This window comes from Marininema mesophilum (assembly GCF_900106775.1).
GTDB classification, from domain to species: Bacteria; Bacillota; Bacilli; order Thermoactinomycetales; family DSM-45169; genus Marininema; species Marininema mesophilum.
The window spans coordinates 1-26,287 of sequence record NZ_FNNQ01000022.1; the positions used below are offsets into that span (position 1 = coordinate 1).

Sequence of the window (26,287 nt, forward strand, 5' to 3'; positions counted from 1 at the left end):
TAGCCATAAGAAAATCCCCCTCCAATAAACAATGATTTTTGTCCATCTTAACAGATGGACTTTTTTCACTGTCTACCTTTAGGGGACAATACCAAGTTCTCAGATTCTTTTTCCTCAAAAGCGCTACCCTCACTTTAGGTAAACCAACCCTTTTTCATCGCATATACAGCTGCTTGGGTTCGATCCGAGAGCTCTAGTTTCGCTAAGATACTGCTTACATGGGTCTTTACCGTTTTTTCTGCGATAACAAGCTCCGCAGCGATCTCTTTATTGCTCTTCCCTGTTGTTATCTCTTTCAGTACCTCACGTTCACGTCGGGTTAACGATTCGACCGTTAAATCCTCCGTATGGGTATCACCCGTTCCCGTGACAAATTGATTCACTAACAAACCAGCCGCCTTAGGATGAAGCTGCGTCATACCTCGATAAGCAGCACGGATGGTCTCCGCCAACTCATCTGCCTCAATCTCTTTTAACTGATAACCAACTGCCCCTGCCCGAATAGCAGGGAGGACATGGTCCTGGTCAACAAAGCTCGTTAAAACGATAACCTTTACTTCAGGTAAACTCTCATGGATCCTTCGGGTTGCTTCAATCCCATCCATACCTGGCATCATTATATCCATCAAGACGACATCTGGTTTTAATGCTTTCACAAGCGTTAGAGCCTCGTTCCCATCACTTGCTTCGCCCACAATCTCCATATCCTCTTGCATCTGTAAAAAAAGGCGTAACCCCTTCAAAACCATGGGATGGTCATCGACTAATACTAATCTCACCGTCATCCTCCTTTTCTTATACTTCCATAGGGTAGAATCACTTCCACCATCGTACCGACTCCCTGTTCACTCTCTACCCGGAAGGTACCATTCAATAATTGGGCACGCTCTCTCATCCCAGTGATACCAAGGCCCCCTTCTAACTTTTCAATCGGGCCAAAAAATCCCCGACCATAATCCCTGATTTGTAAACAGACATCCTCTTCTCTCACTGAAAGATGGAGCAAAACTCGATCTGTCTCCGCGTGACGGCTTACATTATTCAGAGCTTCCTGACCAATCCGCCATAAGGTCTCTTCTACACTTCGCGAAAGACTAACTACTCCATCTACATTAACCTCCATGCTTATACGAAGCCGAGTGGCATAACAATGAAGGGCAGAGACAACACCATTCTCTAAACCAGCCGGCCGCAATTGCCAAATTAAAGAGCGCATCTCCTTTAAAGCCTCTCGGGAGAGCGTTTCAATATCTTCTAATGCCTCTTGTAGTACTTTATTTTCCTCTAAAGAGACTCCCTTCGCTGCCCGTGCATTTAGGGAGAGGGAGAAGAGCTTCTGATTAACGGAGTCATGTAGATCCCGAGCCAATCGATTTCTTTCTTCAGAGATCAGGAGACGCTCTCTTTCCTCCTCCAAGCGTCCACTCTCCATCGCTAACGAAAGGTGTTCACCTAGAGCTTTTAATACGTCTAGATCACTCGCATCCAGATTACGCGGATGATCACTTCCGATGGAAATAACCCCAAAGGTCTCTCCTCTCATCGACAGAGGAGCCGCCGCCATAACCGAACAATCTGGCCACAACGAAGATATTTCTCCTAGCCCCTCAGTAGAAAGTTCAGCCTCTTGCTGATGAAATACTTCCCCTATCACCCCAAGGGATTCTAATGAAAAGAGGATTCCTGGTTGAGATACTTCTTTTAAAAGAGATTGGGTATCTATCCGAAGTCGATTCCCTTGTCTCAGCCACAAAGCGATGAATGGCCAGTCAAACTCTTCGGCTAAATGATGAACAGCTTGTTCCAATAAATCATCCTCACTCCGAAAACTCCATATCCGTCGACTTACCTCATCCAGTCGAGAAAAGCGCTCGGCTCGTTTTTGTTGAGCCTCAACTAGCCATGTTTTCTTTACGGCTGTACCAATCTGATAGGCAACCCCTTGTAATAGAGCCAACTCCTCATTTGAGAAGTTTTCTTTTCCTGGTGAAGCTACATTAAGCAGGCCAATCATTTCACCACCTGCTGTTAAGGGAACTGTCGCATGGTGAGTGATTCCCCAGGTGTCTCCCCATTGATACTTCACAGCATCATCCAACCGTTGACAACCCATGATATTAACAGCCTTATGTAGCCTTCCATCCCACACACGATCCAGACACCAACACCTGCCTTGACACATCGGTCGTGCATGATCCTGGGTAAGTGCTGGTGGTAAGTGATGCATGGCTACGGTTGTAAACTCTGGTTCATCCTCTACAAGAAATATCCACCCTGTACTGAGCCCTGTCACCTGAAGTAATTCCTTTAATACCATCTGTAATAGGGGCCGCACATCCTCCGATTGATTTAATGTCTCAGCAATCCTACGCAGAGTATCCCATTGTTGATATTGATTCCGTACATCCTGGACCATGCCTTCTTCACCTCGCTTCTTTCTCCCTTCATTATAGCGAATTCAAATTCAAAAAAAGCCTCCTTAGTCATAGACCTTTCAAGTAGACAAAAATATGCTACAAGCGATCCCGATACCTAACCATGAATGAGCAACATCCCAAATTATTGCCTGCGACTTAAGTTCATCACTATATGATCATATTTTCTTTGATTTAAGCACAAAAAAACCCTTCGGCACCTTGAAGGGGTGATACCACCATGATGAAATTTATATATGGTCAGGGGATTTTGCAGGATCATCCCCTGTAAACCTCGACAATAAACCAGATCGTTCCGACCAGCTCATTATCAGCTTTTACAGTTATACCTTAATACCCTATGATCTAAACCTGTAGTTGATGACGACTACAGATGCTTCTCCTTCAACCAGTCCACCTGTGGAATTTTCACACCAAAGATCGCCTTAATCCGCTCAGGAAAATCCCGTAATAAAGCTTGTTTTCGTTCCTCTAGATCCACTGTTGCGGACAGATGTCCCTTCGCTTGATCCGAGGGAACCCGTTGTTCACGATAGATTTTGTGTAAACTTTGTATTAAACGGTGGGGAAAGAGGAGTTGTGAGTAAATCAAACCATACTCTTCTTCTTCCAAGGGAGCGACTTCTTGATACCCCTTCAATATGGCCATAGGAGCATTGAGATCCCCAGTATGTCCATAAGCATACAGACACAGCCTCGCTAAATCACGGCTGCGCACATCCATTGTGACGCAATTCCAATCAATCAAGTGCACATGATCTTGCTTATCCCAAAGGACATTTTGCCGATGAATGTTACAATGACAAACTTCGCCCCCTTTACGGGATTCCTTCACTGCTTCATCTCCACCCATTTTATCTAAATATTTTTGAGCATTCTCCATCATTCCCTCGGCAAAGGAACAGTGCCTGACCCATACTTGATCTACTGGTGTAATCTTCTCACTCATATCCGCCGCCATTTTAAGCATGTTTAGACTTTTCTCCATCTCCCCCCAAATCCGCTTCCACTTCCCAGCATGGACAAGAGTTGTCGCCGTGTGTGGGGGGGTAAATCCCCGGCTATCCGTATGAAAACGCGCTAGGGAAAGGGCCACCCTAGGCAACCGAGAATCACGATGCCATTCCTTCACTTTGGCATCGATCCAAGGCAGAAGAACATATCGATTGCGTAACCCTGCAAAGGTAAACGTTCCTCTTTTTGTTTTTACAGGTGCCTGAATTCTCTGCTCCCCTGTCTCCGAAAGGTGTTGCGCAAGCTTACGCACGAGAACCCAACGAGGCTCCTCCCTTTCTCGTACTCGTTTAAGGGCATAGTCTCCGCGATCCGTATTTAGTTGAAGGACTCCCCCTACTGGAGTTACTTCCTTGAGCCGTAATCCATAATGATGTTGCAGAACCTCAGGCAACCGTGGCTCCCCTGTCCATTCACTCAACTTTTTCACATCGGCCATGTGGATCCCCCATCCTCTTTAGTCATCGTAATCTATGTATAAGCACGGAGTTCTTTCCCTATGCAATGCAAACAGAGCCTCCTGTTCAGGTGAGCAGGAGGCTCTGTTTGCATTGGTGTGATTTTTTTTAGTTCTTCGCTTTAGAGACCGGATGAATCACATCCAGACCTCCGGTTACGTTAATTACATTTCCCGTCACAAAATCAGACGCCGGCTCACACAGAAATCGAACGACCCGGGCCACGTCCTCACCTACACCTGGGCGCCCACGGGGGGTTTCAGCATCCCTTTCTCCCTGTACATCTTTGATCCATTTTTCCTTATTATCCCCGATGATATCGCCAGGACAAACCATGTTCACCGTAATCCCGTAGGGTGCTTCCTCTACTGCAAGGGTTTTGGTAAGCGAAACAAGCCCCGACTTCGCCGCTGCATATGCGGAGCGATCCGGCCAAGCGGGGGCTTCATTGACGCGACCAAAACCAAAAAAGATCACCCTCCCCATTCCTCGCTCCCGCATCACCGGAAGGGCTGTGTGACTGGCAAATAATGCACTCTTTAGATTACCATCGACCATCGATTCGATTTCTGCTCCTTGTAAATCCGTAAAACGTTTTCGTTCGCGAATAAACGGACCCACCGCATGGATAAGGACATCCACTCCACCAAAATGGTTGACTGCCTCGGTTACAACGCGAACCGTTTCTTCGTGACGACTTAAATCACCCCGAAAGATAGCAGCCCTCCTTCCTGCTTTAGTGACTTGCTTTTGCAGTGCAAATGCCGCTTCCTCATTTTTCTTACAATGAATCCCCAGATCCCATCCAGCCTCTGCTAGAACCCTCGCGGTCATTTTGCCAAGACCCCTTGAGCTGCCTAGGATCAGGGCTACCCCCCTCTCCTGTCGCAACATAATTTTCCTCCTTTATGAATCCCCATTTCTTGTTTGATGAATGTAACCCTTTAAATCCATCCAGTCATATTCCCTATCAAGTCGGCAACAATAATCCTATGCAACCAGATCAGGAGGAAGCGATGATGAATAATGATTTTACCCCAATGACTGAAGATGAAATCCATCACATTACCCTCACTTGGTTAAAAGAACGGGGCGTTACCTTAGACGCTGTAGCCGAATTAGTCTATATTCTACAACATACCTACTTTCCCGATATTACCCTAAGTGAATGTTTAGAACATGTCCAACAAGTCTTAACGAAACGGGAAGTACAAAATGCAGTGATGACTGGGATACAATTGGACCGTCTCGCCGAACAACGGTTGATCAAGGAACCACTACTCGATATCATCCGCAGGGATGAAGGATTATACGGGATTGATGAAACATTAGCAACGGCAATCCTTAATGTATACGGTAGTATCGGCATGACGAACTTTGGATATATTGATCGGGTAAAACCATTGATTCTCTCACGACTAAACAATCACCAAGGAAGCGATATCCATACCTTCCTCGATGACATCGTTGGAGCAATCGCCGCAGCCGCAGCCGCTCGCCTTTCTCATAATCGCAAACACCAACAAGAAGCTCCCAACCCCGTGATGCATACACCTTTTAATGATAACTTTCTTTTCTTTGGTCAGAAGCCCCATTAATATTAGATCGCCAGGGTGGAAATTCACATGGATGATCGACTATAGGTCGATCATCCATGTTTATATGCTTCCCTAACACCCTCACTGATCAAAGGCAGGCTTTTTCCCTTGTTCTTCCTGAAAATGACGCATATATTCCAAGACGCGCCGATCAACCACGGGTTCATTCTTCCAACGATCATCAAAATTTTCCCGCAGGTAAAAGGTTTTCAGAGCTTCCCGTGTTTTCCCGTCATATTCTTCCCCAGCTCCAGGAGTATACCCCGCTTGACGGAGTAAATCCTTCACTTCTTCGAGATGGTCCCCCTTTAACGGAAGGAAATCCTCCGGCTTTGAACGTTGAAAATAGAGGCGGTGCAGACTTAAAATCCGCTTCAGTTCGGCAATGGGTCGATGATGCTCATCCACGCGCAGATCAATCATGCGGTCATTCCAACCACCAAAGCCCCCGTCTTTTTTCACCACCAGTAGAGAAGCCGATTGCATTCCCCGCTTATCTCCACCAGCTTCTTGTCCCACCTCTAAGGCACGAACCAAGCGTTCCGCCAGGGGGCTGTCATTTGAGGAGGCACGGAAGTAATCAGCCATCCCCTCGATTACACCCTCTCCTGCCAGAACATTTCCCTGACAAGCAAACCCTGGCTCAGCAATCCCTCCTGCCCAGGATAAACAAGAGGAACCCGTAAATGTAGCACTACGCCCCTTGGCATCCACAATTCCCACTTGACGAAGCTGACGCTCTGGATCATCCGCAAGCAAATCCCATAAAACAGCTTCGGGTTCCTTACCATCTGCTAACATGCGAAGCCCTCGTGGGCCGAAAGAAGTGTTCGCGAAACTTTGGGTAGCAAGCGCACCTGTCTCCGCCATTGCCCAAGGGACCAGAGCCCCAGCCGCTAGGAATTTCGATTGTACGGCAACTCCCCACTCTTGTTCTTTTTCGTCAAAAGCAATGATAGAGAAAGTCGCAACAACTGGGTGACCGTGATGATCCATCATCCTGTTCATCGCACTTCACTCCTTTCTTTGTCACGCTTATGGATTAGCCAATGGAGGAAAAAGATCCTGCTAGGTGATTAAAACCCCTCTCCTTACTGGAAAGCCGACAGAATTAGGTTAAATAGATCCAATGTCCACTCTTCCTCTCTCGCCGAATTTGCCCATTCTGGCGAAGATATTCAAGGTGAGCCAAGGTTTCTGATAAGGCAAAACGCAAATTATGAACAGATAAGTTCTTACCAAATATACGGAAACATACCTCTGTAGCAGTCAGTGGCTTCCGCGTCACCCACTCTTTCATCTCAGCCAGTCGTTCACCATGGTGCTTCATCAATTCCTGAATGCGTTCCCTGTAATGTTCAAAAACAGGTCCATGGGATGGGAAGACACGATCTACCGCTAATGGCTTCATCTTATCTAATGTTGTTAAATAGGAGTCAAGGGGATTCGGATCACATTCTGGCCATAAGCTGATGTTTGGTGTGATTTTTGGCAAAAGGAAATCACCACCAATGAGAAGACGACGCGCAGGATCATAGAAACTTACATGGCCATCCGCATGGCCGGGTGTATGCAGGATCTCATAGGAATAATCTCCCAATTGTATCGTCTCTCCAGCTTGGATAAAAGTAGGTTCTGGGTGAGGTTCCACCCACTTAGTAAAACCTCGTAGATGTGCAGGTATTTGTTTGGTCCACTCTTCAGGTAGCCCATGCTCCCCATAAAAACGTGCCATTCGATCCGGTTGATCACTCTCTCGACCAAAAAAGAGTGCTGCTTGGTTGTAATCGGTCTCCGTCATTAATACAGGAGCCTGGCAACGTTCTTGCAACATGCCAGCCATGCCGTAATGATCCGGATGATAATGGGTAAGTACGATCTTTTCTACATCCGTCCAATCAAAGCCAATTTCTTGCCTGGCTTTCTCCCATGCCTCGTGGGCTTGCCAATAACTTAATCCCGTATCAATCAGTGTAAAGCCATTACTTCCCCGTATGACATAGGATTTGATCGCCTTTAATGCAAAAGGTAGTGGTAGAGAAACTTCATAGATATCATCCCAACGGTTCATCGGAATCCTCCTTCTCAATGGCCTTAGATAAATTGCCACGAAGCTAGACTATTTAGCACATAAGTAGCCGATATATTTCCTGCTTCATACTCCTCAAGTGTAGTCACACCGGTAGTGACGAATAATGAATCAATCCCACATGTCTCACCCGCTAAAATATCAGTCATGACGTTATCTCCGACAATCAGTGTCTCCTCCCTGGAACAACCGAGCCGCGCCATTGCCACATCTACAATCGGCCGTTGTGGCTTTCCAATCCAAATCGGCTCCATCCCTACTGCTGTCGCTACCGCTGTAGCAAGGGAGCCACTCCCTGGCAGTAGCCCCTCTTCCGTAGGTAGTACGCGATCGCCATTGGTTCCAAAAAATCGTGCCCCATTCTGGATAGCCAGGACAGCCCTCTTCATTTTTTCATAGGAGAATTCTCGATCAAGACCGACCACTACCGCATCTGGATGATCTGATGTAACCCGACATCCGATCTCGGACAGGGCGTGAAGTAACCCTTCCTCACCAATTGCATAAACCGAAGGTCGCTCACCAAAGGTCTCCACCAAGGTTTGAGCAGCAGCAAACGCAGAGGTTACGATTTGTTCCGACTGAGCAGGATAACCGAAGTGACGCAACTTCTCGGCCACTTGCTCTGGTCGACGAGTAGAGTTGTTCGTAAGATAGATCAGCGAAAGACCACGCTCCTCAATCCCACGCACAAACTCTAACCCCTCTGCAATTACTTTCTTTCCTCGAAATAAGGTTCCATCCAGGTCGATCAGATACCCCTGGTAGCGATAGTTCTTATTCATGTTGATGTTGGCACCCTTCCTGTGAAAATCATCCGTTGACTATGATCCTTTGAGTAAGGACTCCCTTTAAAATCTCCTGAAACTCGATCAATTTGAAGTCCTGAAGCATCGATCATCGCTTCCATCTGCTCAAGAGAGTACATTTTTACACGTTCCTGGTATACCTTCTTCTCACCATGTTCCTTAGTCAAGATGATTGTTTTACAAACAAAATCGCCATCAATCCAACGTTCCTCCAGAATCCGTATATCTCCATCCATTCGTTCACTTTGTGGGATCAGATTCTTTTTCACCGCTTCCCGGTTAAGAAAGTCGATGAGAAAACGACCTCCAGGCTTGATCACGCGCTGGATTTCTTTCAGCACCTTTGCGTTCTCTTCATCCTCGACAAAGTAACCAAAAGAGGTAAATAAATTAACCACAGCATCAAAGGACTGGTCCGTAAAGGGAAGTTCTCTCATATCTCCCCGAACATAGCGAATGCCCAGCTCCTCCTTAGAAGACTGTGCATGGGATAATAGTACTTCCGACAAATCTATTCCTGTCACTTGACATCCTAACCTTGCAAGGGAACGGGAATGACGCCCAGTCCCACAGCAAAGATCCAAAACAGAAGTTCCCTCTCCTAGATCCAGCCACTTTGCAACTTCGTGCACTTCTTGTTCTGCGTGGGAATTATCCCGATGGCGATAGACTAATAAATAGTCCTCTCCAAAACTCTCCTCATACCAAGACATCTATCTTTTTCCTCCTGTCCATTTCCCAATCTATTTCCTTTCATTTCATTATAACAAAGAAAATACTTTCATTATTTCTCAACATTTAATCCACCCTTGTTGGAAACATACCCTGCACCAAGTTCTTGTTGTAGATAGGATCGTATCCATGTTACACACTTGCCAAAGACCGCTACCCCTTTTAATTCTTGACTCAACTCCCTTATATCTATCTCGACATAACGACGTACCAACCGCTCCCGCACCCGAATCAATTCCTTTAAACGGATCGCTCCCTCCTGCGGAATCACCTTTTCGTCCTCTAATATATCGATGATATCCGAGTATCCCCCAGGATCTCGCATAATAAAGCCATCGATCAAGGCATCTCCTGCATCAATCACACATTCTATCGCTATATGTAAGGCTCTGGATACCGCAAAAAATGCTATCTCATCTTGCTCATCCATAGGAATCTTCGTAGCCTCCAACACATTTGAACAACGGGCCAAGTAAACCAATTGCTTATCGATTCGCTGCGTATCTACTTCGTAAAACATTGTGCACCTCTCCTAACAAAAAAGTTCATCTCCTTACGTATCTTAACCTTAGTATGCGCCCTTTTCTCTATATCTGTCCATGAATAGAATCCGAGAAACTCCACACAATGTTAAGTGAGCAAATAGAAAGGGAGGATTTCCTGTGCAATTAACCAGCAAAGACTTAAATTATCTAAAGGACGAATTGTCTTGGGAGTTACTTGCCTTTAAAAAATGCTTTCACTACTCCCAAGAGTGTATTGACCCACAGCTAAAACAATTTATTGACCAAGTGGGACAAATGCACCAACAACACTACCAACAACTTCTCACCCACTTGGACCCCAATGGCGTTGGCAGTGCAGCGATGCCTTCCCAAGGAATGACTGGACCGAGTAACACAACGCCCCAATAAGGAGGAATTTCCATGCAACAGCAATATCCACCCCAAGGCACACCCCAGGCATCCACAGGGCTTCCCCAAGTGAAAGGTCCTGAGATGAATGATCGAGACCGACTTAACGATGTATTATCCACGGTGAAAAACTTGACGGTAGGTTACAACATTGGGACGAATGAAGCGAGCAATGATCGGTTGTATCAAACTCAGATGAATATCCTCACTAACCTGCACAATTGCCAGCGCGATCTCTTCAATATGATGCATTCCAAGGGTTGGTACAAGACGGAGCCAGTAGCAATGCAACAGGTAACAACCACTTTCCAACAATTTAGCAATTACTCCACCCAATTTCCCTATTGAGTCGGAGCATCCATAAGAAAAGGAACCGGGGATCTCCCCGGTTCCTTTTCTTATGGAATCAGTATGACATGTTAAAATTATCCATTTTAAACCTTTGTTGTTACGGGAAGTGAAGTGAGTAGAGAGCGGTGTACTAGTTCATATATACTAATCCATTTCCCTCCAAATGTTTATGGACGACCATCGAATGGTATGTTACCATGGAGCCGATTATTATTGACGATTGAACGAATCGTTTCTAGAAATGTTATCTAGACTCTGTAGCAAGGGGGTGCTTGTCCAATTATGAATTTAGGTGAACAGACAGGACCAACGCCAACATCAACGCCCAAACCACGAGATTATTACTTTGACAACTTGAAATTCATCCTCATTGTACTAGTGGTTCTCGGACATGCCTATCGCCCTTTGATCGATGAAAGTCCAATTGTGAAGTCGGTCTACCTCGCGATTTACACCTTTCACATGCCATTAATGATCCTTGTGACAGGGTTTTTTGCGAAAAATTTCAACCGAGAAGGGCAAGCAAAAAAATTAATTGCTACGGTTCTCATTCCTTATATTATTTTTGAAGTCTTGTATTCTGTCTTCGATCACTATGTGAACAGCACTGATTCCATTGATTTATCGATTCTTGAACCCTATTGGATCATGTGGTTTCTGTTTAGCCTCTTTCTATGGCGATTAATGTTACCTTATTTTATCAACTTAAAATATCCCCTAATTACAGCCTATTTGCTTGCCATCATCATCGGATATATTGACGATGCTGATAAGTTGCTTAGCCTTTCTCGCACTATTTCATTCTTTCCTTTCTTCCTTACAGGCTATTATTTACAACGACACCACTTTGACTTTCTTTTTACTAGATGGAAGCAAGTTCTCTCTGTGATTGGGTTAGCTTTACTGATCCTGATGTATTGGTACCTTGTATTTCACAGTTCTATCGACCTTGATTTTCGCAAGTGGCTATATTTCGTCTACCCATATGAAGGTTTAAATCGTCCTGAGTGGTATGCAGGAATCATCCGACTTAGCTTCATCGGACTCGCCCTGCTCGCCTCGATGTTTGTCCTTGCCCTTACCCCCCGGAAAAAAACCTTTTTCAGTAGAATGGGGAGTCGCTCGCTGTATGTCTATCTACTCCATGGCTTTATTATTAAAGCCTATAATGCCGCTAACATTGATGACAAATTTACTGGACCCGCTCTTTATATCATCGTAACAATTATCTCAGTTGTGGTCACATTACTCCTCTCCTCACGTTTTGTGCAGAGTTGCGCACAACCTCTCGTACAACCAAAAGTTCAATGGCTTTTTAGAAAAAAAAGCGAGAAACAAAAACTAAATAATGTTCTCGGATAACTTAAGGAAAAGAGCTTGGTTATACCCAAGCTCTTTTCTTCTTTATCTTCGAAATTTCATTTTGTCAATCAGACTCTTTGTTTGTCACACAATGACATCCTTTGTCGGGCAGGAAGGATTCCGTTAGGCCTCCCCGAAAATACTTGTGTAACACCAAATTCTGGGGAGGTCGTATTTTTATGACCGAAGAGGCGCGCATATCCACCCGGGAGGCCGCCCAACGCCTCCACGTCCATGCACGGACGGTCCGAAAATGGATCGACTCCTTTGAAGAGTACATCGCTCCCGAGGCAAATGAACGAGGCCACTATAAGCTCTCAGAAGAGGGCTTCCGTCGGCTGTCGGATATTCAGCAACGTTTGCAAGAACCCAACAAAACGATGCGACAAATCCGCCAGGACTTGATGAAAGAAGGCAAATGGGAGGTGGAACGCGTCGTTTCGGAAAGTAGCCCCACGGAGAAAGCAGAAGATGTACCAAAGATGCCTTTTGGAAGTGAAACCCCTGTCCATCGCATCATCGGAAGTCTTGATGAAATCGGTGAAATGATGGAAACCGTCTTTGCTCGCCTGGATCACCTTGAAGATCATGTCTTCACCATGTTTGATGTAATGGAACAAATGGAAACCAAAATTACCACCCACCCACAGCAAAGCATGATTCCTGCCACCACGGTTCAACAAATGGTGGACGAGATCAGTAAACGTCAAGAACAACTTCGCGTCGAACTGCGTAATGCCACCTTCACCCATCGGCTAGCCTCTGCTACGTCTGAAAACGCTATTACCCCACGCCGACAAAAACGTACTCGATTCCTTGGTATATTTTAATCATCACATCCCACACATCCCATTTGAACAGAACTCACCTATCGCTATCTAATAGGTTATAATAGAGGGAAACGTTGCACAAAGGGGTAATACCACATGTCCAACGAGGACCTCTTTTTTTTATACGATGAATCTGAAGATACCCGTACGCGATTTGTTAGTTTTGTGGGACAAGCATGCCGGTTTGATCTTGGAATTACGGTAACAAGCCAATTCTACGGAAAATTATTGGTCTTCAATATCCAATCCAATCGGTTTGCAATCATTGGTAACGATGATCTAAAGGAGCCCGGATACTTAGAACATGTCTACAACATCAGTGAGGAAGAAGCCGAGGAGTTAAAAGAGTTTATCTTATCCTTGTTTTAACCATCACTCCGTCATAATCTCTCCACTTTCGTGGGAGGATAACGACGGGGTGATTGAACATGACGAAAAAGAAATATACGGATGTGGGAACCGTTGAATCCCAACGCAATGATGTCTTTCCTGAGGAATTCCCTGAGGGTTCATTTGGCTCCAGTATCAATGAAGCGACTCTAGGAAAACAATCTCCTTGGCTACCTACCCAACATGCCGCACCGCAATTCACCTATGAAATGCGCCGCTTCCATGAGGGTATTCCGCGCCAGATGCCTGGAAGCCACCCTACCCATGATGACCCTGACCGAAACGAAGAGACTCATTCCGATTCACAATGAACATAAAAAGAGCCCTAAAGGTTGAATTCAACCTTTAGGGCTCTTTGACTATGGCTGACCACCAGAGCGAGACATTTTGCGCTCTCTTGGCCTACCCTTCTTCTCACGAGGGCTCTGACTCGCATTGTTTACACGACGCAACATAAAGTAGGCACATCCGAAGTTACAATACTCATGGAGATATTCTTCGAAATGAGTGATCCGTGTTTCACGAGTAGCTCGTGGATGTTTATCCGCGAAAAATCCTTTCAACCGGAGCTGTCCATAGCCCCAATCTCCAACAATGTAATCGTATTTTCCAAGGACTTCACTATAACGCTTGTTAAATGCTTCAGGATTCCAGCCATTCTTATGGTTTTTTACCAACTCGTAGCTAATTCCCTGGATCTCCACTTGGCTCATGGGCACAACCTCTGCATTTTGATCTCAACAATGGTTCTATCCCGTATTCGGTAAGTTCAATGAAAAAACCTTCTCATCACCATTATTTCCAGTGATGATCATCCATGGAAAGAGTTTTTTGATAAAAACAGCCTCGTCCGCTAGAACCGAGGCTGTTTTTATCATTGAGCTGCTGCGGTTGATTGTTGTGCCGACTTTACTTGCTCATGAGCATGATAAGAGCTACGAACAAGAGGCCCTGACTCTACATGGTCAAACCCACGAGTAAACCCTTCTTTTCGTAACTTAACAAACTCCTTAGGCGTGTAGTACTTATCGATGTTTAAGTGCTTTTTGGTTGGTTGCAAATATTGCCCGATAGTCATAATGTTACAATCCACTTCGCGCAGGTCGTCCATGGTTTCAAGTATTTCATTCCAGTCCTCTCCTACACCAATCATAATGCTTGATTTTGTAGGGATGTCTGGTTGCATTTCTTTTGCTCGACGCAATAGCTCAAGGGTACGCTCATATTTCGCCTTCGAGCGAACACGATCTGAACGGCTCCGTACCGTCTCCAGATTATGATTCAAAATATCAGGACGCTCATCCATCACCGTTTTCAGTGCATCCCAATTACCTTGAAAGTCAGGGATCAATACCTCTACACTCGTAAAGGGATTCCGCTTCCGAATGGCCTGAATCGTCGCCGCAAAGATAGCCGCCCCTCCATCAGCTAAGTCATCCCGTGCCACAGAGGTAACAACCGTATGCTTCAGTTTCATCTGTTCTACCGCTTCTGCTACTCGTTCAGGCTCTTGCCAATCTAATTCGGTAGGTAACCCCGTTTTTACTGCACAGAACCGACAAGCCCGTGTACAAATATCTCCTAGAATCATGAAAGTGGCGGTCCGATGAACGGCCCAACATTCATGGATATTGGGACATTTCGCCTCTTCACAAACTGTATGTAGAGTTTTACCGCGCATCATCTTCTTCAATTCACGATAATTATTGTTGACATTTAATTTGGTTTTAAGCCATTCCGGCTTTCTTTTATGTTCGTAAGGCAACTTGATTCCTCCTTTTACTACTCCATTCACTGATTCCTTTATCATACCACAAAAAATCTGGAATAAGCCTTCCAACCTAGAAGTTCAACATTTCCATAATTCTCTCTCTTTGATTCGCACACTTATCCACAGGTTGGTTGTGGATATTGTGAGAAAAATTTGTCAAATCAACTACCATCCTCTTATTACCATTTTTATCATGAAAGAAGCAGCCTCTATCGTCACAAACTACTATCGACTTAACAAGAAAGCGGTGGTGGATGGATGAGGAAAAAAATCCTCACTTGGCTCATTATCTGTACCTTATTTACTGGTTTAATTCCCTCCGCCACGTACGGAGAATCCAAACATGCTACCAAAAAGAATATCATCGAACGGCAACGCCTCCTCGAAAAGATGGAAACTTTAACAGGGATTCCATGGGTGTATCTCGCAGCGATCGATCAATATGAACGTAATGTACAACGCTCGCGAAGGGATTTCCATCAAAGTAATGGTCTGATATCCATCACAATTCCTTCGGATAAATGGTGTGGTACTCTCAACCCGGATCAAAAGGACACTACTCCTGCCTCAATTCATTTTTTTGGAGGTATGGGGATGGATGGGGATGGAGATAAAAAGGCAGATTCACAAAATCCCCTCGATATTCTTTACTCCATGACACACTATTTACGAGAACGAGGAGTTACACGTGATGATATCCGGATCGGTTTATGGGATTATTACCAACACCCTGTTGCTGTCGATGTCATCACACACTTGGCTAAAATTTACACCGTTTTTCATACGATAAAATTAAACGAACGTTCCTTTATCATGCCACTACGTTCAAAGTACACCTATCATGATACCTGGGGAGACCGGCGGGGATTCGGGGGACTACGAATCCATGAAGGAACGGATATTTTTGCTGATTATGGCACCCCTGTTCTCTCCACCAGTTATGGTTATGTTGAACTAATGGGTTGGAATCGATTTGGCGGCTGGCGGATGGGAATTCGCGATGGACAAAATAATTATCACTACTACGCTCATCTCAGTTCCTTTAAAAAAGGGATTAAGCAAGGGAGTGTAGTCAAACCAGGCGACGTGCTTGGATATGTAGGATCATCTGGTTATGGTCCCCCAGGTACCTCTGGCAAGTTCCCTCCACACTTACATTACGGAATGTATAAGTTTAACGGTCGCAACACTTTCTCCTTTGACCCTTACCCCTATCTAAAGGTCTGGGAAAGAAAAGCGTGGAGAAAATTACATGCTAGACAAAGACATCGTCGTAGTCACGGATAAGATGAAGAAGGAACCTCCTGTTTTTACAAGGGTTCCTTCTCTGTTGTATCTTTAATTCGGCTTACTTTCGGCTTAGATCATAGAAATTACTCTTCATTTAATTTAGAATGCTTACGTGCATAGACGAAGTACAGGACTAAACCAATACCCAACCAAATAAGGAACCGAGCCCATGTCTCCCACTTCAGTTGACTCATCAGATAGACACAGAAGATCACAGCTAATGCCGGAATATAAGGAACCCCTGGGCAACGGAATTTACGTTCCAAGTCCGGTTGGGTTTTTCGTAGCACAACCACGGCGATAGAAATCATCACAAAGGCGGCTAAGGTTCCTAAGTTAACCAAGCTAGCTAGTTCACCGAGTGGTACAAAACCACCGAGTAAAGCAGAGGCTGTCCCCACCACCCAAGTAGAACTGAAAGGGGTACGAAATTTCTTATGAACCTTTGAAAAGAAACTAGGAAGTAACCCATCCCGGGACATGGCGTATACGATCCGAGTCTGGCCATAGAGCATGACCAGCATCACCGTTGTGATCCCAAGAATGGCACCTATACTGACCAATCCGGCGAACCAATCCTGACCAGCTACACTCATCGCATAAGCAACAGGGCTATCCGTATGACCAGCAAAATCCTTAAACGGTACGATCCCCATCAAGACAAGGTTAATCAAAATATAGAGAATCAAACAAACACCTAACGAGTAAAGAATCCCCCGCGGAAGATCTTTACTCGGATTACGCGTTTCTTCCGCGGCAGAAGACACCGCGTCAAAACCAATAAAGGCGAAGAAAACGAGTGCTGCTGCTTGAGATACACCGGAGAAGCCTTCGGGTAGAAATGGCGTCCAGTTATCCGGCTTGACATAGAATACTCCCACACCGATCACCGCAAGTACAACCAAAACCTTAAGGATAACCAAAATATTATTAACCCGCTTGGATTGTTTTACGCCTAGGGATATCAAGGCGGTAAGCGCCATCACAATCATGAAAGCCGGTAGATTAAAAAACGTGGTTGTGCCCTCAATCCCACCAGGTGCAGAGGACAAAGCAACAGGGATATCAATACCAAACCCTGCCAATAGCGCTTTAAAGTAACCGGACCACCCGGCCGATACCCCACTCACAGCTAACATATATTCCAAGATGAGATCCCAGCCGATAATCCAGGCGAGGAATTCACCCAGCGTAGCATAACTATAGGTGTATGCGGAGCCTGAGACGGGCACCGTGGAGGAAAACTCCGCATAAGCAAAGGCTGAGAACGCACAAGCCAGACCTGCTAAGATAAAGGAAAGGATCAACCCCGGTCCAGCCATTAACGCACCTTCACCCGTTAGGACAAAAACACCGGTCCCTATGATCGCTCCAATCCCCAACAGGGTGAGGTCAAAGCTAGTCAGCTCCTTGCGTAGCGTGTTTCCCTTTTTTGTGCTAGCAATCATATCCGTAATGCTTTTTTTACGAAATAAACCGCTCTGTTTATTTCCACCTTCCATTGGTTGACCCATCATGACTCCCCCCTTAAGGAAAAATGCCAATTATAAATGTTAGATAAATTCTGATACATCGGGCATTTTACTACGAGTGGGCTACCAATTGAATTCATTCAGTTCCCTCACCACCTTTCCATGAAAAGCCATTAAAACAACCTTCGGTATTACGGGGATAAATCCTGCCTGTTATCTATATGTAAATGTTTCCATTATAATGGTCATTACAAGTATGAGTGCCTCTACTTCGATACAGTTGATCAAACCATCTATTTCTATAGCTACGAAGGTTTTCAAAGCGTAAACAACCTGATTCCGGTAATTACCGAGTTCAGGTTGTTAATTTTGTGGCTAGTTTTCATGTGTTTGCTTGCAGTTATAGGATCCGTTTACATAGGGTTCCCTACTCTTCGTTCAATTTAGAATGCTTACGTGCATAGACGAAGTACAGAACAAAACCAATACCCAGCCAAGTAAGGAACCGAGCCCATGTCTCCCACTTCAGTTGACTCATCAGATAGACACAGAAGATCACAGCTAAAGCTGGAATGTAAGGTACCCCTGGGCAACGGAATTTACGTTCCAATTCCGGTTGGGTTTTTCGTAGCACAACCACTGCGATAGAAATCATCACAAAGGCGGCCAACGTTCCTAAGTTAACCAACTTAGCCAACTCACCGAGTGGTACAAAACCACCTAGTAAAGCAGAGGCTATCCCCACCACCCACGTAGAACCAAAGGGTGTGCGGTATTTCTCATGAACCTTGGAGAAGAAACTAGGAAGTAGCCCATCCCGGGACATGGCGTATATGATCCGTGTCTGGCCATAGAGCATGACCAGCATCACCGTCGTCATGCCAAGAATGGCACCTACACTCACCACTCCGACGAACCAATCCTGACCTGCAACACTCATCGCATAAGCAACAGGGCTATCCGTGTGACCAGCAAAATCCTTAAACGGTACGATCCCCATCAAGACAAGGTTAATCAAAATATAGAGGATCGTGCAAATTCCTAACGAGTAGAGAATCCCCCGCGGAAGGTCTTTCCTCGGATTACGCGTTTCTTCGGCGGCAGAACATACCGAGTCAAAACCAAGAAAGGCAAAGAAAACAAGTGCCGCTGCTTGGGATACACCGGAGAAGCCTTCGGGTAGAAATGGCGTCCAGTTATCCGGCTTGACATAAAATGCGCCCACACCGATCACCGCAAGTACAACCAATACCTTAAGGATAACCATAATGTTATTAACTCGCTTGGATTGTTTTACGCCTAAGGATATCAAGACGGTCAGCGCCATCACAATCATGAAAGCCGGTAGATTAAAGAAAGTGGTTGTGCCCTCAATCCCACCAGGTGCAGAGGACAAAGCAACAGGGATATCAATACCAAACCCTGCCAATAGTGTTCTAAAGTAACCGGACCACCCGGCCGATACCCCACTCAAACTTAACATATATTCCAAGATGAGATCCCAGCCGATAATCCAGGCGAGAAATTCACCCAGCGTAGCATAGCTATAGGTGTATGCGGAGCCTGTGACGGGCACCGTGGAGGAAAACTCCGCATAAGCAAAGGCTGAGAACGCACAAGCGAGACCTGCTAGGATAAAAGAAATGATCAACCCCGGTCCAGCCATTATCGCACCTTCACCTGTTAGGACAAAAACACCGGTCCCTATGATCGCTCCGATCCCCAACAGGGTGAGATCAAAGCTAGTCAGTTCCTTGCGCAGCGTGTCTCCCTTTTTTGTGCTAGCAATCATATCCACAACGCTTTTTTTACGAAATAGTCCGCTCTGTTTATTTCCATGTTCCATTGGTTGACCCATCATGACTCCCCCCTTCAGGAAAAATGCCAATTATAAATGTTAAATAAATTCCTGGTACATCGGCATTTTACTACGAGTGGGCTTACCCATTCCATTGCGTTCAGCTCAATTTCATTCTTTTATCCTCACCACCTTCCCAGGAAAAGCATTAAAACAACCCTTCGGTATTTAGGGAATAAATCCTTCCTGTCTAGCTATATGTAAATGTTTTCATTTCTTTTGGTTACTTACATCCACTTCTATAGCTACGAAGGTTTTCAAAAATAAACAACCTGACTCCGGTAATTACCGAGTTCAGGTTGTTTATTTTTGTGGCGAGCTTTCATGTGTTTACTTGCAGTTGTAGGGTCCGTTTGCATGGGGGTCCTTCTCTATAGTAACTTTTACTCTTCGTTCAATTTAGAATGCTTACGTGCATAGACGAAGTACAGGACTAAACCAATGCCCAACCAAATAAAGAACCGAGCCCATGTCTCCCACTTCAGTTGACTCATCAGATAAACACAGAAGATCACAGCTAAAGCTGGAATGTAAGGAACCCCTGGGCAACGGAATTTACGTTCCAAGTCCGGTTGGGTTTTACGAAGTACAATCACGGCGATAGAAATCATCACAAAGGCGGCCAGCGTTCCTAAGTTAACCAAGTTAGCCAGTTCACCGAGTGTTACGAAACCACCGAGTAAAGCAGAGGCTATCCCCACCACCCACGTAGAACCAAAGGGTGTGCGGAATTTCTCATGAACCTTCGAGAAGAAACTAGGAACTAGCCCATCCCGAGACATGGAGTATACGATCCGTGTCTGGCCATAGAGCATGACCAGCATCACCGTCGTCATGCCAAGAATGGCACCTACACTCACCACTCCGACAAACCAATCCTGACCAACTACACTCATCGCATAAGCAACAGGGCTATCCGTATGACCAGCAAAATCCTTAAATGGTACGATCCCCATCAAGACAAGGTTAATTAAAACATAGAAAATCGTGCAAATTCCTAAAGAGTAGAGAATCCCCCGTGGAAGGTCTTTACTTGGATTACGTGTTTCTTCGGCGGCAGAAGATACCGCGTCAAAACCAATAAAGGCGAAGAAAACAAGCGCCGCTGCTTGGGATACACCGGAGAAGCCTTCGGGTAGAAATGGCGTCCAGTTGTCCGGCTTAACATAAAATGCGCCCACACCGATCACCGCAAGTACCACCAAAACCTTAAGGATAACCATAATGTTATTAACCCGCTTGGATTGTTTTACGCCTAAGGATATCAAGGCGGTAAGCACCATCACAATCATGAAAGCCGGTAGGTTAAAGAACGTTGTTGTGCCCTCAATCCCACCAGGTGCAGAGGACAAAGCAACAGGAATATCAATACCAAACCCTGCCAATAGCGCTTTAAAGTAACCGGACCACCCGGCCGATACCGCACTTACACATAACATATATTCCAAGATGAGATCCCAGCCAATAATCCAGGCGAGGAATTCACCCAGCGTAGCATAACTATAGGTGTATGCGGACCCTGCGACGGGCACTGTGGAGGAAAACTCCGCATAAGCGAAAGCTGAGAACGCACAAGCGAGACCTGCTAGGATAAAGGAAAGGACCAACCCGGGTCCAGCCATTAACGCACCTTCACCCGTTAGGACAAAAACACCGGTCCCAATGATCGCTCCGATCCCCAACAGGGTAAGGTCAAAGCTAGTCAGCTCTTTGCGAAGCGTGTTTCCCTTTTTTGTGCTAGCAATCAAATCAACAACGCTTTTTTTACGAAATAGTCCGCTTTTTTTACTTCCAGGCAATCGTTCCATCGGTTGACCCATCATGACTCCCCCTTGAGAAAAAATAACAGTATTAAAAATTTTAAATAAATTCTGATACATTGGACATCTTTACTTCGGGTGGGCTGTCCATCCCATTGAGTGCTTTATTCTTTTACCCTCACCACCTTCCCACAAAGAGCATTGAACTACTATTCGGCATTTAAAGAATAAATCCTGCCTGTCTAACTATATGTATAAGTTCTCAATGCCATGCATATATTCTTCCCAAACCGTACAAATCATAAATTAATGTAAGTTTGACATAAAATAGTGAAGCAAGTATAGTAAAGATATTGGACAATTAACAGACTAGGCATACTTTAGAGAATTCGCATAATCTATGCCATTATCCGATATATATGCCGGGGAGGGGATCACTTGATTCAATTTGAGCAAGTTAACAAATTTTTCGGAGAATTCCAGGTATTAAAAAACATCAATCTGACGATCCGCTCTGGTGAAGTCGTAGTTATCATTGGGCCCAGTGGCTCGGGTAAGAGTACTCTGCTCCGTTGTATCAATCGATTGGAAGCGGTTTCAGAAGGAAAATTATCTGTAAATGATACCGACCTGACCGATCCTCGAGCAAACATCAACCGCCTGCGCCAGGACATCGGGATGGTCTTTCAACACTTCAATCTCTACCCCCACAAAACTGCGCTCGAAAATATCTCCTTGGCCCCACGACAAGTTCGCAATATCCCACTAGCTGAAGCGACAGAGCAAGCCCAACAGTATTTAACTAAAGTTGGCATCCCTGAAAAAGCAAGTGCATACCCTGCTCAACTTTCCGGGGGACAACAACAGCGAGTTGCCATCGCACGTGGCTTAGCGATGAAACCGAAAATTATGCTCTTTGATGAACCCACCTCTGCGTTAGATCCAGAGATGATTGGTGAGGTGCTCGATGTGATGCGTGACCTTGCTCAGGAAGGAATGACGATGGTTGTCGTTACCCATGAGATGGGCTTCGCCCGCGAAGTTGCGGATCGAGTGATTTTTATGGACGAAGGAATGATTTTGGAAGAAAACTCCCCTGCAGAATTCTTCCAAAATCCCAAAGAGGAAAGAACCCGGCGTTTTCTCAGCCGTGTCCTTAAACACTAACTTAAGAGAAGGGGGAACCTGTAGATGAGTAAAAAATGGCTATCTATCCTGCTAGTTATCATGCTTGCCTTTACCCTTACAGCTTGTGGGGATAACGAGGCTGCGAAAAACAGTTCGCTGGATGCTGTGAAAAAACGAGGAAAATTGGTCGCCGGTGTACGATATGATGTCAATCTATTCGGCTTTAAAGACCCCTCTGACGGGAAGGTTAAGGGATTTGAAATCGACATGATGAAAGAGTTGGCCAAACGATTATTAGGTAGTGAAAAGAAACTAGAATTGAAGGAAGTAACCTCAAAAACTCGTATTCCTCTCCTAGAAAATGGTGACGTAGACATCGTAGCCTCTACCATGACCATCACGGAAGAACGTAAACAACAGCTCAACTTCTCTCATGTCTACTTTATGGCTGGTCAATCCCTCCTCGTCAAAAAAAGCTCTAACATCAAAGGAATCAAAGATTTAAGAGGCAAGGTTGTGATGACAGCCAAAGGAGCGACTAGTGGTCTTGTCCTAAAGAAATTGGATCCTAGCATTAAATTAAAAGAGTATGAAAACTATGCAGATTCCTTTACCGCACTGAAAAGCGGGAAAGGTGATGCAGTCACCACCGATGATAGTATCTTGATGGGCATGCAAAGCCAGGCTCCAAAAGAGTTTAAAATCGTTGGTGGTTACTTCACCCAAGAACCCTATGGTCTCGGTCTAGCAAAGGGGAACAAAGAGATGACTACTTACGTCAACAAATTCCTCAAGGATATCAAAAAAGATGGAACCTACAAAAAACTTTACATAAAATGGTTCAAGAAATCCCCTCCCAAGGATATTCCTGAGGAAGCCGTCCAAAAAGTTCTCAAAAAGTAAGGGATTCATTTGACACGGGAGATGGGGCGTTAGCCATCATCTCCCTTTTGTTATTCATCCTTTTCATCATGATAAAAGAGGTGAGCCTTCATGGGAAGTTTTTCTCTATTAGCCGCCTATAAACAAGAGTTTATCGATGGTTTTCTCACTACCCTATCCGCTAGCCTGCTAGCTCTTGTCCTCAGTCTCGCCATCGGCACCATCATCGCTTGTTGCCGATTATCTCAAGTTAAGCCATTGGAATGGATCGGTACCGTTTATGTGGAATTTTTCCGTAATACCCCCCTAGTAATTCAAGTATTCTTCTTTGCGATGGGATTACCTAGTCTAGGATGGAACATATCTGAATTTAGTGCAGGGGCGATTGGGCTATCCATCTACACGGGGGCATTTATCGCTGAAGCTTTTCGGGCAGGAATTCAGTCCGTCTCCAAAGGGCAAATGGAAGCTTCTCGTTCCTCTGGGATGACCTATTTTCAATCGATGAGGTATATCATCCTTCCCCAAGCTTTTAAAATCGTCATCCCACCACTCGGTAATCAATGCGTCAACCTAGTAAAAAACTCCTCTGTGTTGGCAATCATCGCAGGTGGGGATTTGCTCTATGCCGCAGATGCAGTTAGCTCACAAACCTTTGAAATCAACATGACTTACATCTTCGTTGCTCTACTCTATTTAGTGATTACACTTCCCCTAAGCTTTGGGGTGAACCTACTGGAACGCCGGCTAGCCCGTCATTCTTAACTGAAGGGGGAATAGAACTCATGGATTTTAATAGTGCCTTCGATCCAACCAATCTATCTTTTCTGTTTCAGGGGTTTCTTGTCACATTAAAGATTGCTTTCTTCGCCATTCTACTCAGTTTTGTAATTGGAATCATCCTGGGTGTTTGTCGGTATACAAAAATCCCGATCTTATCTCACCTTGCTACGCTTTATATCGAAATGATCCGGAATCTCCCCCTCCTTCTTGTTATCTTCTTTGGTTACTTCGGATTACGAGAATGGGGAATAAAGTTACCGGTAACGATGTCAGTGATCATCAGTATGACTCTCTTCACCTCCGCTTTAGTTGCTGAGATTGTTCGTAGTGGTTTAAACTCCGTTGATAAAGGATTGATTGAAGCATCCCGAGCCCAAGGCTTCACCTATATCCAAACCCTTCGCTTCCTCGTACTTCCCCTGGGGCTCAAACGGACTATTCCACCGATGGTTAGTCAATTTATCAGCTTAATCAAAGACACATCCCTCGCTGTGGTGATTAGCCTACCAGAGATGACCCATAATGCCCAGATCATCTACAATAAACATTTCAATGCTACCATTCCGATCTTACTTATCGTTGCTTGCCTTTACTTTATCGTCAACTATTCCCTCTCTTTGGCTAGCCGTCGACTAGAGAAAAAGCTCGTTGGGTGAACTACTTCCGACAAAACTGCAGATAAAATAAACGGAACAGGCTTCGATTAGAAATAATAATAGAGAAGAATGGTGGGAGCTAAAGCAACTTTAGTTCCCACCATTCTTCTCTATTATTATGGATATAAAACCGCAATGGAGGATTACCTATGAATCAACTATCAAAAAAAGTTCTGGGTTACATAGTTAGAAAAAATAATAATAATTGGGAATTATTATTATTTGAGCATGCGGCTATTCCGGAAGCTGGTATTCAAATCCCTGGGGGTACCGTTGAAGATTTTGAAGATGATTTGTCTGCTGCATTATTACGTGAAATCAGAGAAGAATCCGGTTTAGAAGATTTAACTGTGCTAACCGAAATATTGACAGAAAAATTTTATCATGACATAAAAAAAGAATGTCAGGAGAGACATTTTTTCGTTCTTATTACTTCCTCTAAAAAAAATAAATGGTCTCACACAGTTAATTCGTCGGGAAAGGACAGCGGTCTGCAATTCAACTACTACTGGAAAAAACTTCACACTGTTTGCAATCTAGCAGCTAATCAACATATTGCAGTTAAACATGTCTTAAATTTTTTAGAAAAAAATTATTAAAACTTATTCAAAAAGGAATGATTCGATGCCTACGCTTCTTCTATCAAAGATGGAAGTTAAACAACTTCTTGATGTAGATCATTTACTGCCATTATTAAAAAACGCATTTATAAAACACTCATTAGAGCGAACGATACCTGTACAGAAACACCGTTCTTCATTACCTGACTCTTTGAATAGTTCAGTTGTTTTATTCCCGGGATATACTCCAACTCTACCCGTTTATACGGTAAAAGTTCATGCTAAACACCCTAATTATCCACCTTCTATTAAAGGGGTTCTTCTTTTACATGATTTAAAAACAGGGGAGCTCTTAGCAATCATGGACTCTACTTATTTAACGGCTGTCAGAACAGGATTAACAGCTGCTCTTGCAACTCATCATCTTGCTAATCCTTCAGCTGATACATTAACCATTATTGGAGCGGGAGTACAAGGAGTATACCAACTTAGATACATAACAAAATTTCGTAAGATCAAGCAAGTATTTGTCTATGATACGAACCACCGTCAAGCTCAAACTTTTACTGATACTATGACCGAAGAAATAGGAATCCCTTTAATTGTTACCAAATCTTTAACTAAGGCTCTTTCATCTTCATCGATTATTATGACAGCAACTTGGTCAAAAAAGCCATTTATTTTTGCTAATACCATTAGTCCAGGAACACATATTACTAGTCTAGGTTCAGATGAACCAAACAAAAACGAATTAGATATTGATTTAATAAGAAATTCTTTGTTTATTTGCGATGATAGAGAATTAACCTTAAAATCAGGTGCATTATTTAATCATCAATCCCATTCTTCCACTATAGATGCTGAGCTAGGGGATGTTTTAGCTGGTAGGCACCCCGGACGAACCCAAGAAAGCGAAATTACTATTTTTTCATCAGTGGGTTTAGCTTTTCAAGACCTAGTAGCTGCTTGGTCCGTTTATCAGAAGGCTATAGACAATAAAAACAAATATAGGAACATCACTTTGTGAACAACTCGCCATTAGAAATGGCAGAGCTTCTCGCTTCATTGAATCGACCAACGTCGTATTCTCCACGAAGGCTTATTCCAAGCCTATATGAGGTTTTGTTTTAGCTGACCCTGTTCCA

Annotated in this window: 28 protein-coding genes; 14 read left to right on the forward strand and 14 right to left on the reverse strand. The window is 44.5% G+C overall.

Annotation, left to right across the window (positions count from 1 at the left end; all coding sequences use genetic code 11):
* Window positions 1-134 precede the first annotated feature (134 nt).
* The 4 genes from BLV90_RS15155 to BLV90_RS15170 all read right to left on the reverse strand — a co-directional run bounded on the left by BLV90_RS15155 (window position 135) and on the right by BLV90_RS15170 (window position 4,801).
* Window positions 135-785 carry a response regulator gene (locus BLV90_RS15155; protein WP_091742867.1) on the reverse strand — a complete coding sequence of 217 codons (651 nt, stop codon included), beginning with the start codon at window positions 783-785 and terminating at the stop codon, window positions 135-137.
* Window positions 782-2,416, reverse strand: coding sequence for a sensor histidine kinase (locus BLV90_RS15160; protein WP_091742869.1), 1,635 nt, complete (start codon window positions 2,414-2,416; stop codon window positions 782-784). Before BLV90_RS15160 ends, BLV90_RS15155 begins: the two co-directional genes overlap by 4 nt.
* 386 nt (window positions 2,417-2,802) lie before the next feature.
* Window positions 2,803-3,888, reverse strand: a complete 1,086-nt coding sequence (locus BLV90_RS15165) for a phosphotransferase (protein ID WP_091742871.1) — start codon at window positions 3,886-3,888, stop codon at window positions 2,803-2,805.
* 127 nt (window positions 3,889-4,015) lie between these two features.
* The gene (locus tag BLV90_RS15170; RefSeq protein ID WP_091742873.1) at window positions 4,016-4,801 is read right to left on the reverse strand and encodes an SDR family oxidoreductase; all 786 of its coding nucleotides are present in this window, start codon (window positions 4,799-4,801) and stop codon (window positions 4,016-4,018) included.
* Between the two features lie 125 nt (window positions 4,802-4,926).
* On the opposite strand from BLV90_RS15170, the gene BLV90_RS15175 reads away from it, so the two are divergent.
* Window positions 4,927-5,505 carry a phosphatidylglycerophosphatase A family protein gene (locus tag BLV90_RS15175; protein ID WP_091742875.1) on the forward strand — a complete coding sequence of 193 codons (579 nt, stop codon included), beginning with the start codon at window positions 4,927-4,929 and terminating at the stop codon, window positions 5,503-5,505.
* Window positions 5,506-5,586: 81 nt separating this feature from the next.
* On the opposite strand, the gene BLV90_RS15180 is transcribed toward BLV90_RS15175, so the two are convergent.
* From BLV90_RS15180 to BLV90_RS15200, 5 genes are all read right to left on the reverse strand, one after another.
* On the reverse strand, window positions 5,587-6,513 hold the full coding sequence (locus BLV90_RS15180) for a DUF1028 domain-containing protein (protein ID WP_245726389.1): 927 nt from the start codon (window positions 6,511-6,513) through the stop codon (window positions 5,587-5,589).
* Window positions 6,514-6,616: 103 nt separating this feature from the next.
* Window positions 6,617-7,576, reverse strand: coding sequence for an MBL fold metallo-hydrolase (locus BLV90_RS15185; RefSeq protein WP_091742878.1), 960 nt, complete (start codon window positions 7,574-7,576; stop codon window positions 6,617-6,619).
* Between the two features lie 23 nt (window positions 7,577-7,599).
* Window positions 7,600-8,379 carry a TIGR01457 family HAD-type hydrolase gene (locus tag BLV90_RS15190; protein ID WP_091742880.1) on the reverse strand — a complete coding sequence of 260 codons (780 nt, stop codon included), beginning with the start codon at window positions 8,377-8,379 and terminating at the stop codon, window positions 7,600-7,602.
* A complete protein-coding gene (locus tag BLV90_RS15195) occupies window positions 8,376-9,116 on the reverse strand; it encodes a class I SAM-dependent methyltransferase (RefSeq protein ID WP_091742882.1) in 741 nt (246 codons plus the stop codon). Before BLV90_RS15195 ends, BLV90_RS15190 begins: the two co-directional genes overlap by 4 nt.
* A gap of 71 nt (window positions 9,117-9,187) precedes the next feature.
* Window positions 9,188-9,655, reverse strand: a complete 468-nt coding sequence (locus BLV90_RS15200; RefSeq protein ID WP_091742884.1) for a DUF86 domain-containing protein — start codon at window positions 9,653-9,655, stop codon at window positions 9,188-9,190.
* Between the two features lie 142 nt (window positions 9,656-9,797).
* Here BLV90_RS15200 and BLV90_RS15205 point away from each other — a divergent pair, with 142 nt between their 5' ends.
* The 6 genes from BLV90_RS15205 (at window position 9,798) to BLV90_RS15230 (ending at window position 13,293) form a co-directional block, all read left to right on the forward strand.
* A complete protein-coding gene (locus BLV90_RS15205; protein WP_177168117.1) occupies window positions 9,798-10,049 on the forward strand; it encodes a hypothetical protein in 252 nt (83 codons plus the stop codon).
* 12 nt (window positions 10,050-10,061) lie between these two features.
* The gene (locus BLV90_RS15210; RefSeq protein WP_091742886.1) at window positions 10,062-10,397 is read left to right on the forward strand and encodes a spore coat protein; all 336 of its coding nucleotides are present in this window, start codon (window positions 10,062-10,064) and stop codon (window positions 10,395-10,397) included.
* 285 nt (window positions 10,398-10,682) lie between these two features.
* A complete protein-coding gene (locus tag BLV90_RS15215; protein WP_091742888.1) occupies window positions 10,683-11,762 on the forward strand; it encodes an acyltransferase family protein in 1,080 nt (359 codons plus the stop codon).
* A gap of 179 nt (window positions 11,763-11,941) precedes the next feature.
* Window positions 11,942-12,592, forward strand: coding sequence for a MerR family transcriptional regulator (locus BLV90_RS15220; protein ID WP_091742890.1), 651 nt, complete (start codon window positions 11,942-11,944; stop codon window positions 12,590-12,592).
* Between the two features lie 96 nt (window positions 12,593-12,688).
* Entirely contained in the window at window positions 12,689-12,961 is a 273-nt protein-coding gene (locus tag BLV90_RS15225) for a DUF3055 domain-containing protein (protein WP_091742892.1), read from the forward strand.
* Between the two features lie 59 nt (window positions 12,962-13,020).
* Window positions 13,021-13,293 (forward strand): hypothetical protein, encoded by a 273-nt coding sequence (locus BLV90_RS15230; protein ID WP_091742894.1) that lies wholly within the window; start codon window positions 13,021-13,023, stop codon window positions 13,291-13,293.
* A 48-nt stretch (window positions 13,294-13,341) separates the two neighbouring features.
* Here the strand turns inward: BLV90_RS15230 and BLV90_RS15235 are convergent, their stop codons facing one another.
* Together BLV90_RS15235 and lipA are read right to left on the reverse strand one after the other, a co-directional pair.
* Window positions 13,342-13,695 carry a YutD family protein gene (locus BLV90_RS15235; RefSeq protein ID WP_091742896.1) on the reverse strand — a complete coding sequence of 118 codons (354 nt, stop codon included), beginning with the start codon at window positions 13,693-13,695 and terminating at the stop codon, window positions 13,342-13,344.
* A 161-nt stretch (window positions 13,696-13,856) separates the two neighbouring features.
* A complete protein-coding gene (gene lipA, locus BLV90_RS15240; RefSeq protein WP_091742914.1) occupies window positions 13,857-14,792 on the reverse strand; it encodes a lipoyl synthase in 936 nt (311 codons plus the stop codon).
* Window positions 14,793-15,011: 219 nt separating this feature from the next.
* Here lipA and BLV90_RS15245 point away from each other — a divergent pair, with 219 nt between their 5' ends.
* Complete coding sequence (locus BLV90_RS15245) at window positions 15,012-16,040, forward strand: M23 family metallopeptidase (protein WP_091742898.1); 1,029 nt, start codon at window positions 15,012-15,014, stop codon at window positions 16,038-16,040.
* Between the two features lie 86 nt (window positions 16,041-16,126).
* Here BLV90_RS15245 and bcaP (BLV90_RS15250) read toward each other — a convergent pair whose 3' ends face one another.
* The 3 genes from bcaP (BLV90_RS15250) to bcaP (BLV90_RS15260) all read right to left on the reverse strand — a co-directional run bounded on the left by bcaP (BLV90_RS15250) (window position 16,127) and on the right by bcaP (BLV90_RS15260) (window position 21,193).
* Window positions 16,127-17,557, reverse strand: a complete 1,431-nt coding sequence (gene bcaP / locus BLV90_RS15250) for a branched-chain amino acid transporter BcaP (protein WP_245726391.1) — start codon at window positions 17,555-17,557, stop codon at window positions 16,127-16,129.
* A gap of 385 nt (window positions 17,558-17,942) precedes the next feature.
* Window positions 17,943-19,373: a branched-chain amino acid transporter BcaP gene (gene bcaP, locus BLV90_RS15255; RefSeq protein WP_245726392.1), complete on the reverse strand. Its 1,431-nt coding sequence runs from the start codon at window positions 19,371-19,373 to the stop codon at window positions 17,943-17,945.
* A 383-nt stretch (window positions 19,374-19,756) separates the two neighbouring features.
* Window positions 19,757-21,193 carry a branched-chain amino acid transporter BcaP gene (gene bcaP / locus BLV90_RS15260; protein ID WP_245726393.1) on the reverse strand — a complete coding sequence of 479 codons (1,437 nt, stop codon included), beginning with the start codon at window positions 21,191-21,193 and terminating at the stop codon, window positions 19,757-19,759.
* A 378-nt stretch (window positions 21,194-21,571) separates the two neighbouring features.
* On the opposite strand from bcaP (BLV90_RS15260), the gene BLV90_RS15265 reads away from it, so the two are divergent.
* The 6 genes from BLV90_RS15265 to BLV90_RS15290 all read left to right on the forward strand — a co-directional run bounded on the left by BLV90_RS15265 (window position 21,572) and on the right by BLV90_RS15290 (window position 26,169).
* Complete coding sequence (locus BLV90_RS15265) at window positions 21,572-22,300, forward strand: amino acid ABC transporter ATP-binding protein (RefSeq protein WP_091742900.1); 729 nt, start codon at window positions 21,572-21,574, stop codon at window positions 22,298-22,300.
* A gap of 24 nt (window positions 22,301-22,324) precedes the next feature.
* Window positions 22,325-23,164 carry a transporter substrate-binding domain-containing protein gene (locus BLV90_RS15270; RefSeq protein ID WP_091742902.1) on the forward strand — a complete coding sequence of 280 codons (840 nt, stop codon included), beginning with the start codon at window positions 22,325-22,327 and terminating at the stop codon, window positions 23,162-23,164.
* A 90-nt stretch (window positions 23,165-23,254) separates the two neighbouring features.
* Window positions 23,255-23,908 carry an amino acid ABC transporter permease gene (locus tag BLV90_RS15275; protein ID WP_091742904.1) on the forward strand — a complete coding sequence of 218 codons (654 nt, stop codon included), beginning with the start codon at window positions 23,255-23,257 and terminating at the stop codon, window positions 23,906-23,908.
* Between the two features lie 20 nt (window positions 23,909-23,928).
* The gene (locus tag BLV90_RS15280) at window positions 23,929-24,582 is read left to right on the forward strand and encodes an amino acid ABC transporter permease (protein WP_091742906.1); all 654 of its coding nucleotides are present in this window, start codon (window positions 23,929-23,931) and stop codon (window positions 24,580-24,582) included.
* A gap of 149 nt (window positions 24,583-24,731) precedes the next feature.
* On the forward strand, window positions 24,732-25,181 hold the full coding sequence (locus tag BLV90_RS15285) for an NUDIX hydrolase (RefSeq protein WP_091742908.1): 450 nt from the start codon (window positions 24,732-24,734) through the stop codon (window positions 25,179-25,181).
* 25 nt (window positions 25,182-25,206) lie between these two features.
* Complete coding sequence (locus BLV90_RS15290; protein ID WP_091742910.1) at window positions 25,207-26,169, forward strand: ornithine cyclodeaminase family protein; 963 nt, start codon at window positions 25,207-25,209, stop codon at window positions 26,167-26,169.
* The last annotated feature ends 118 nt before the right edge of the window (window positions 26,170-26,287 follow it).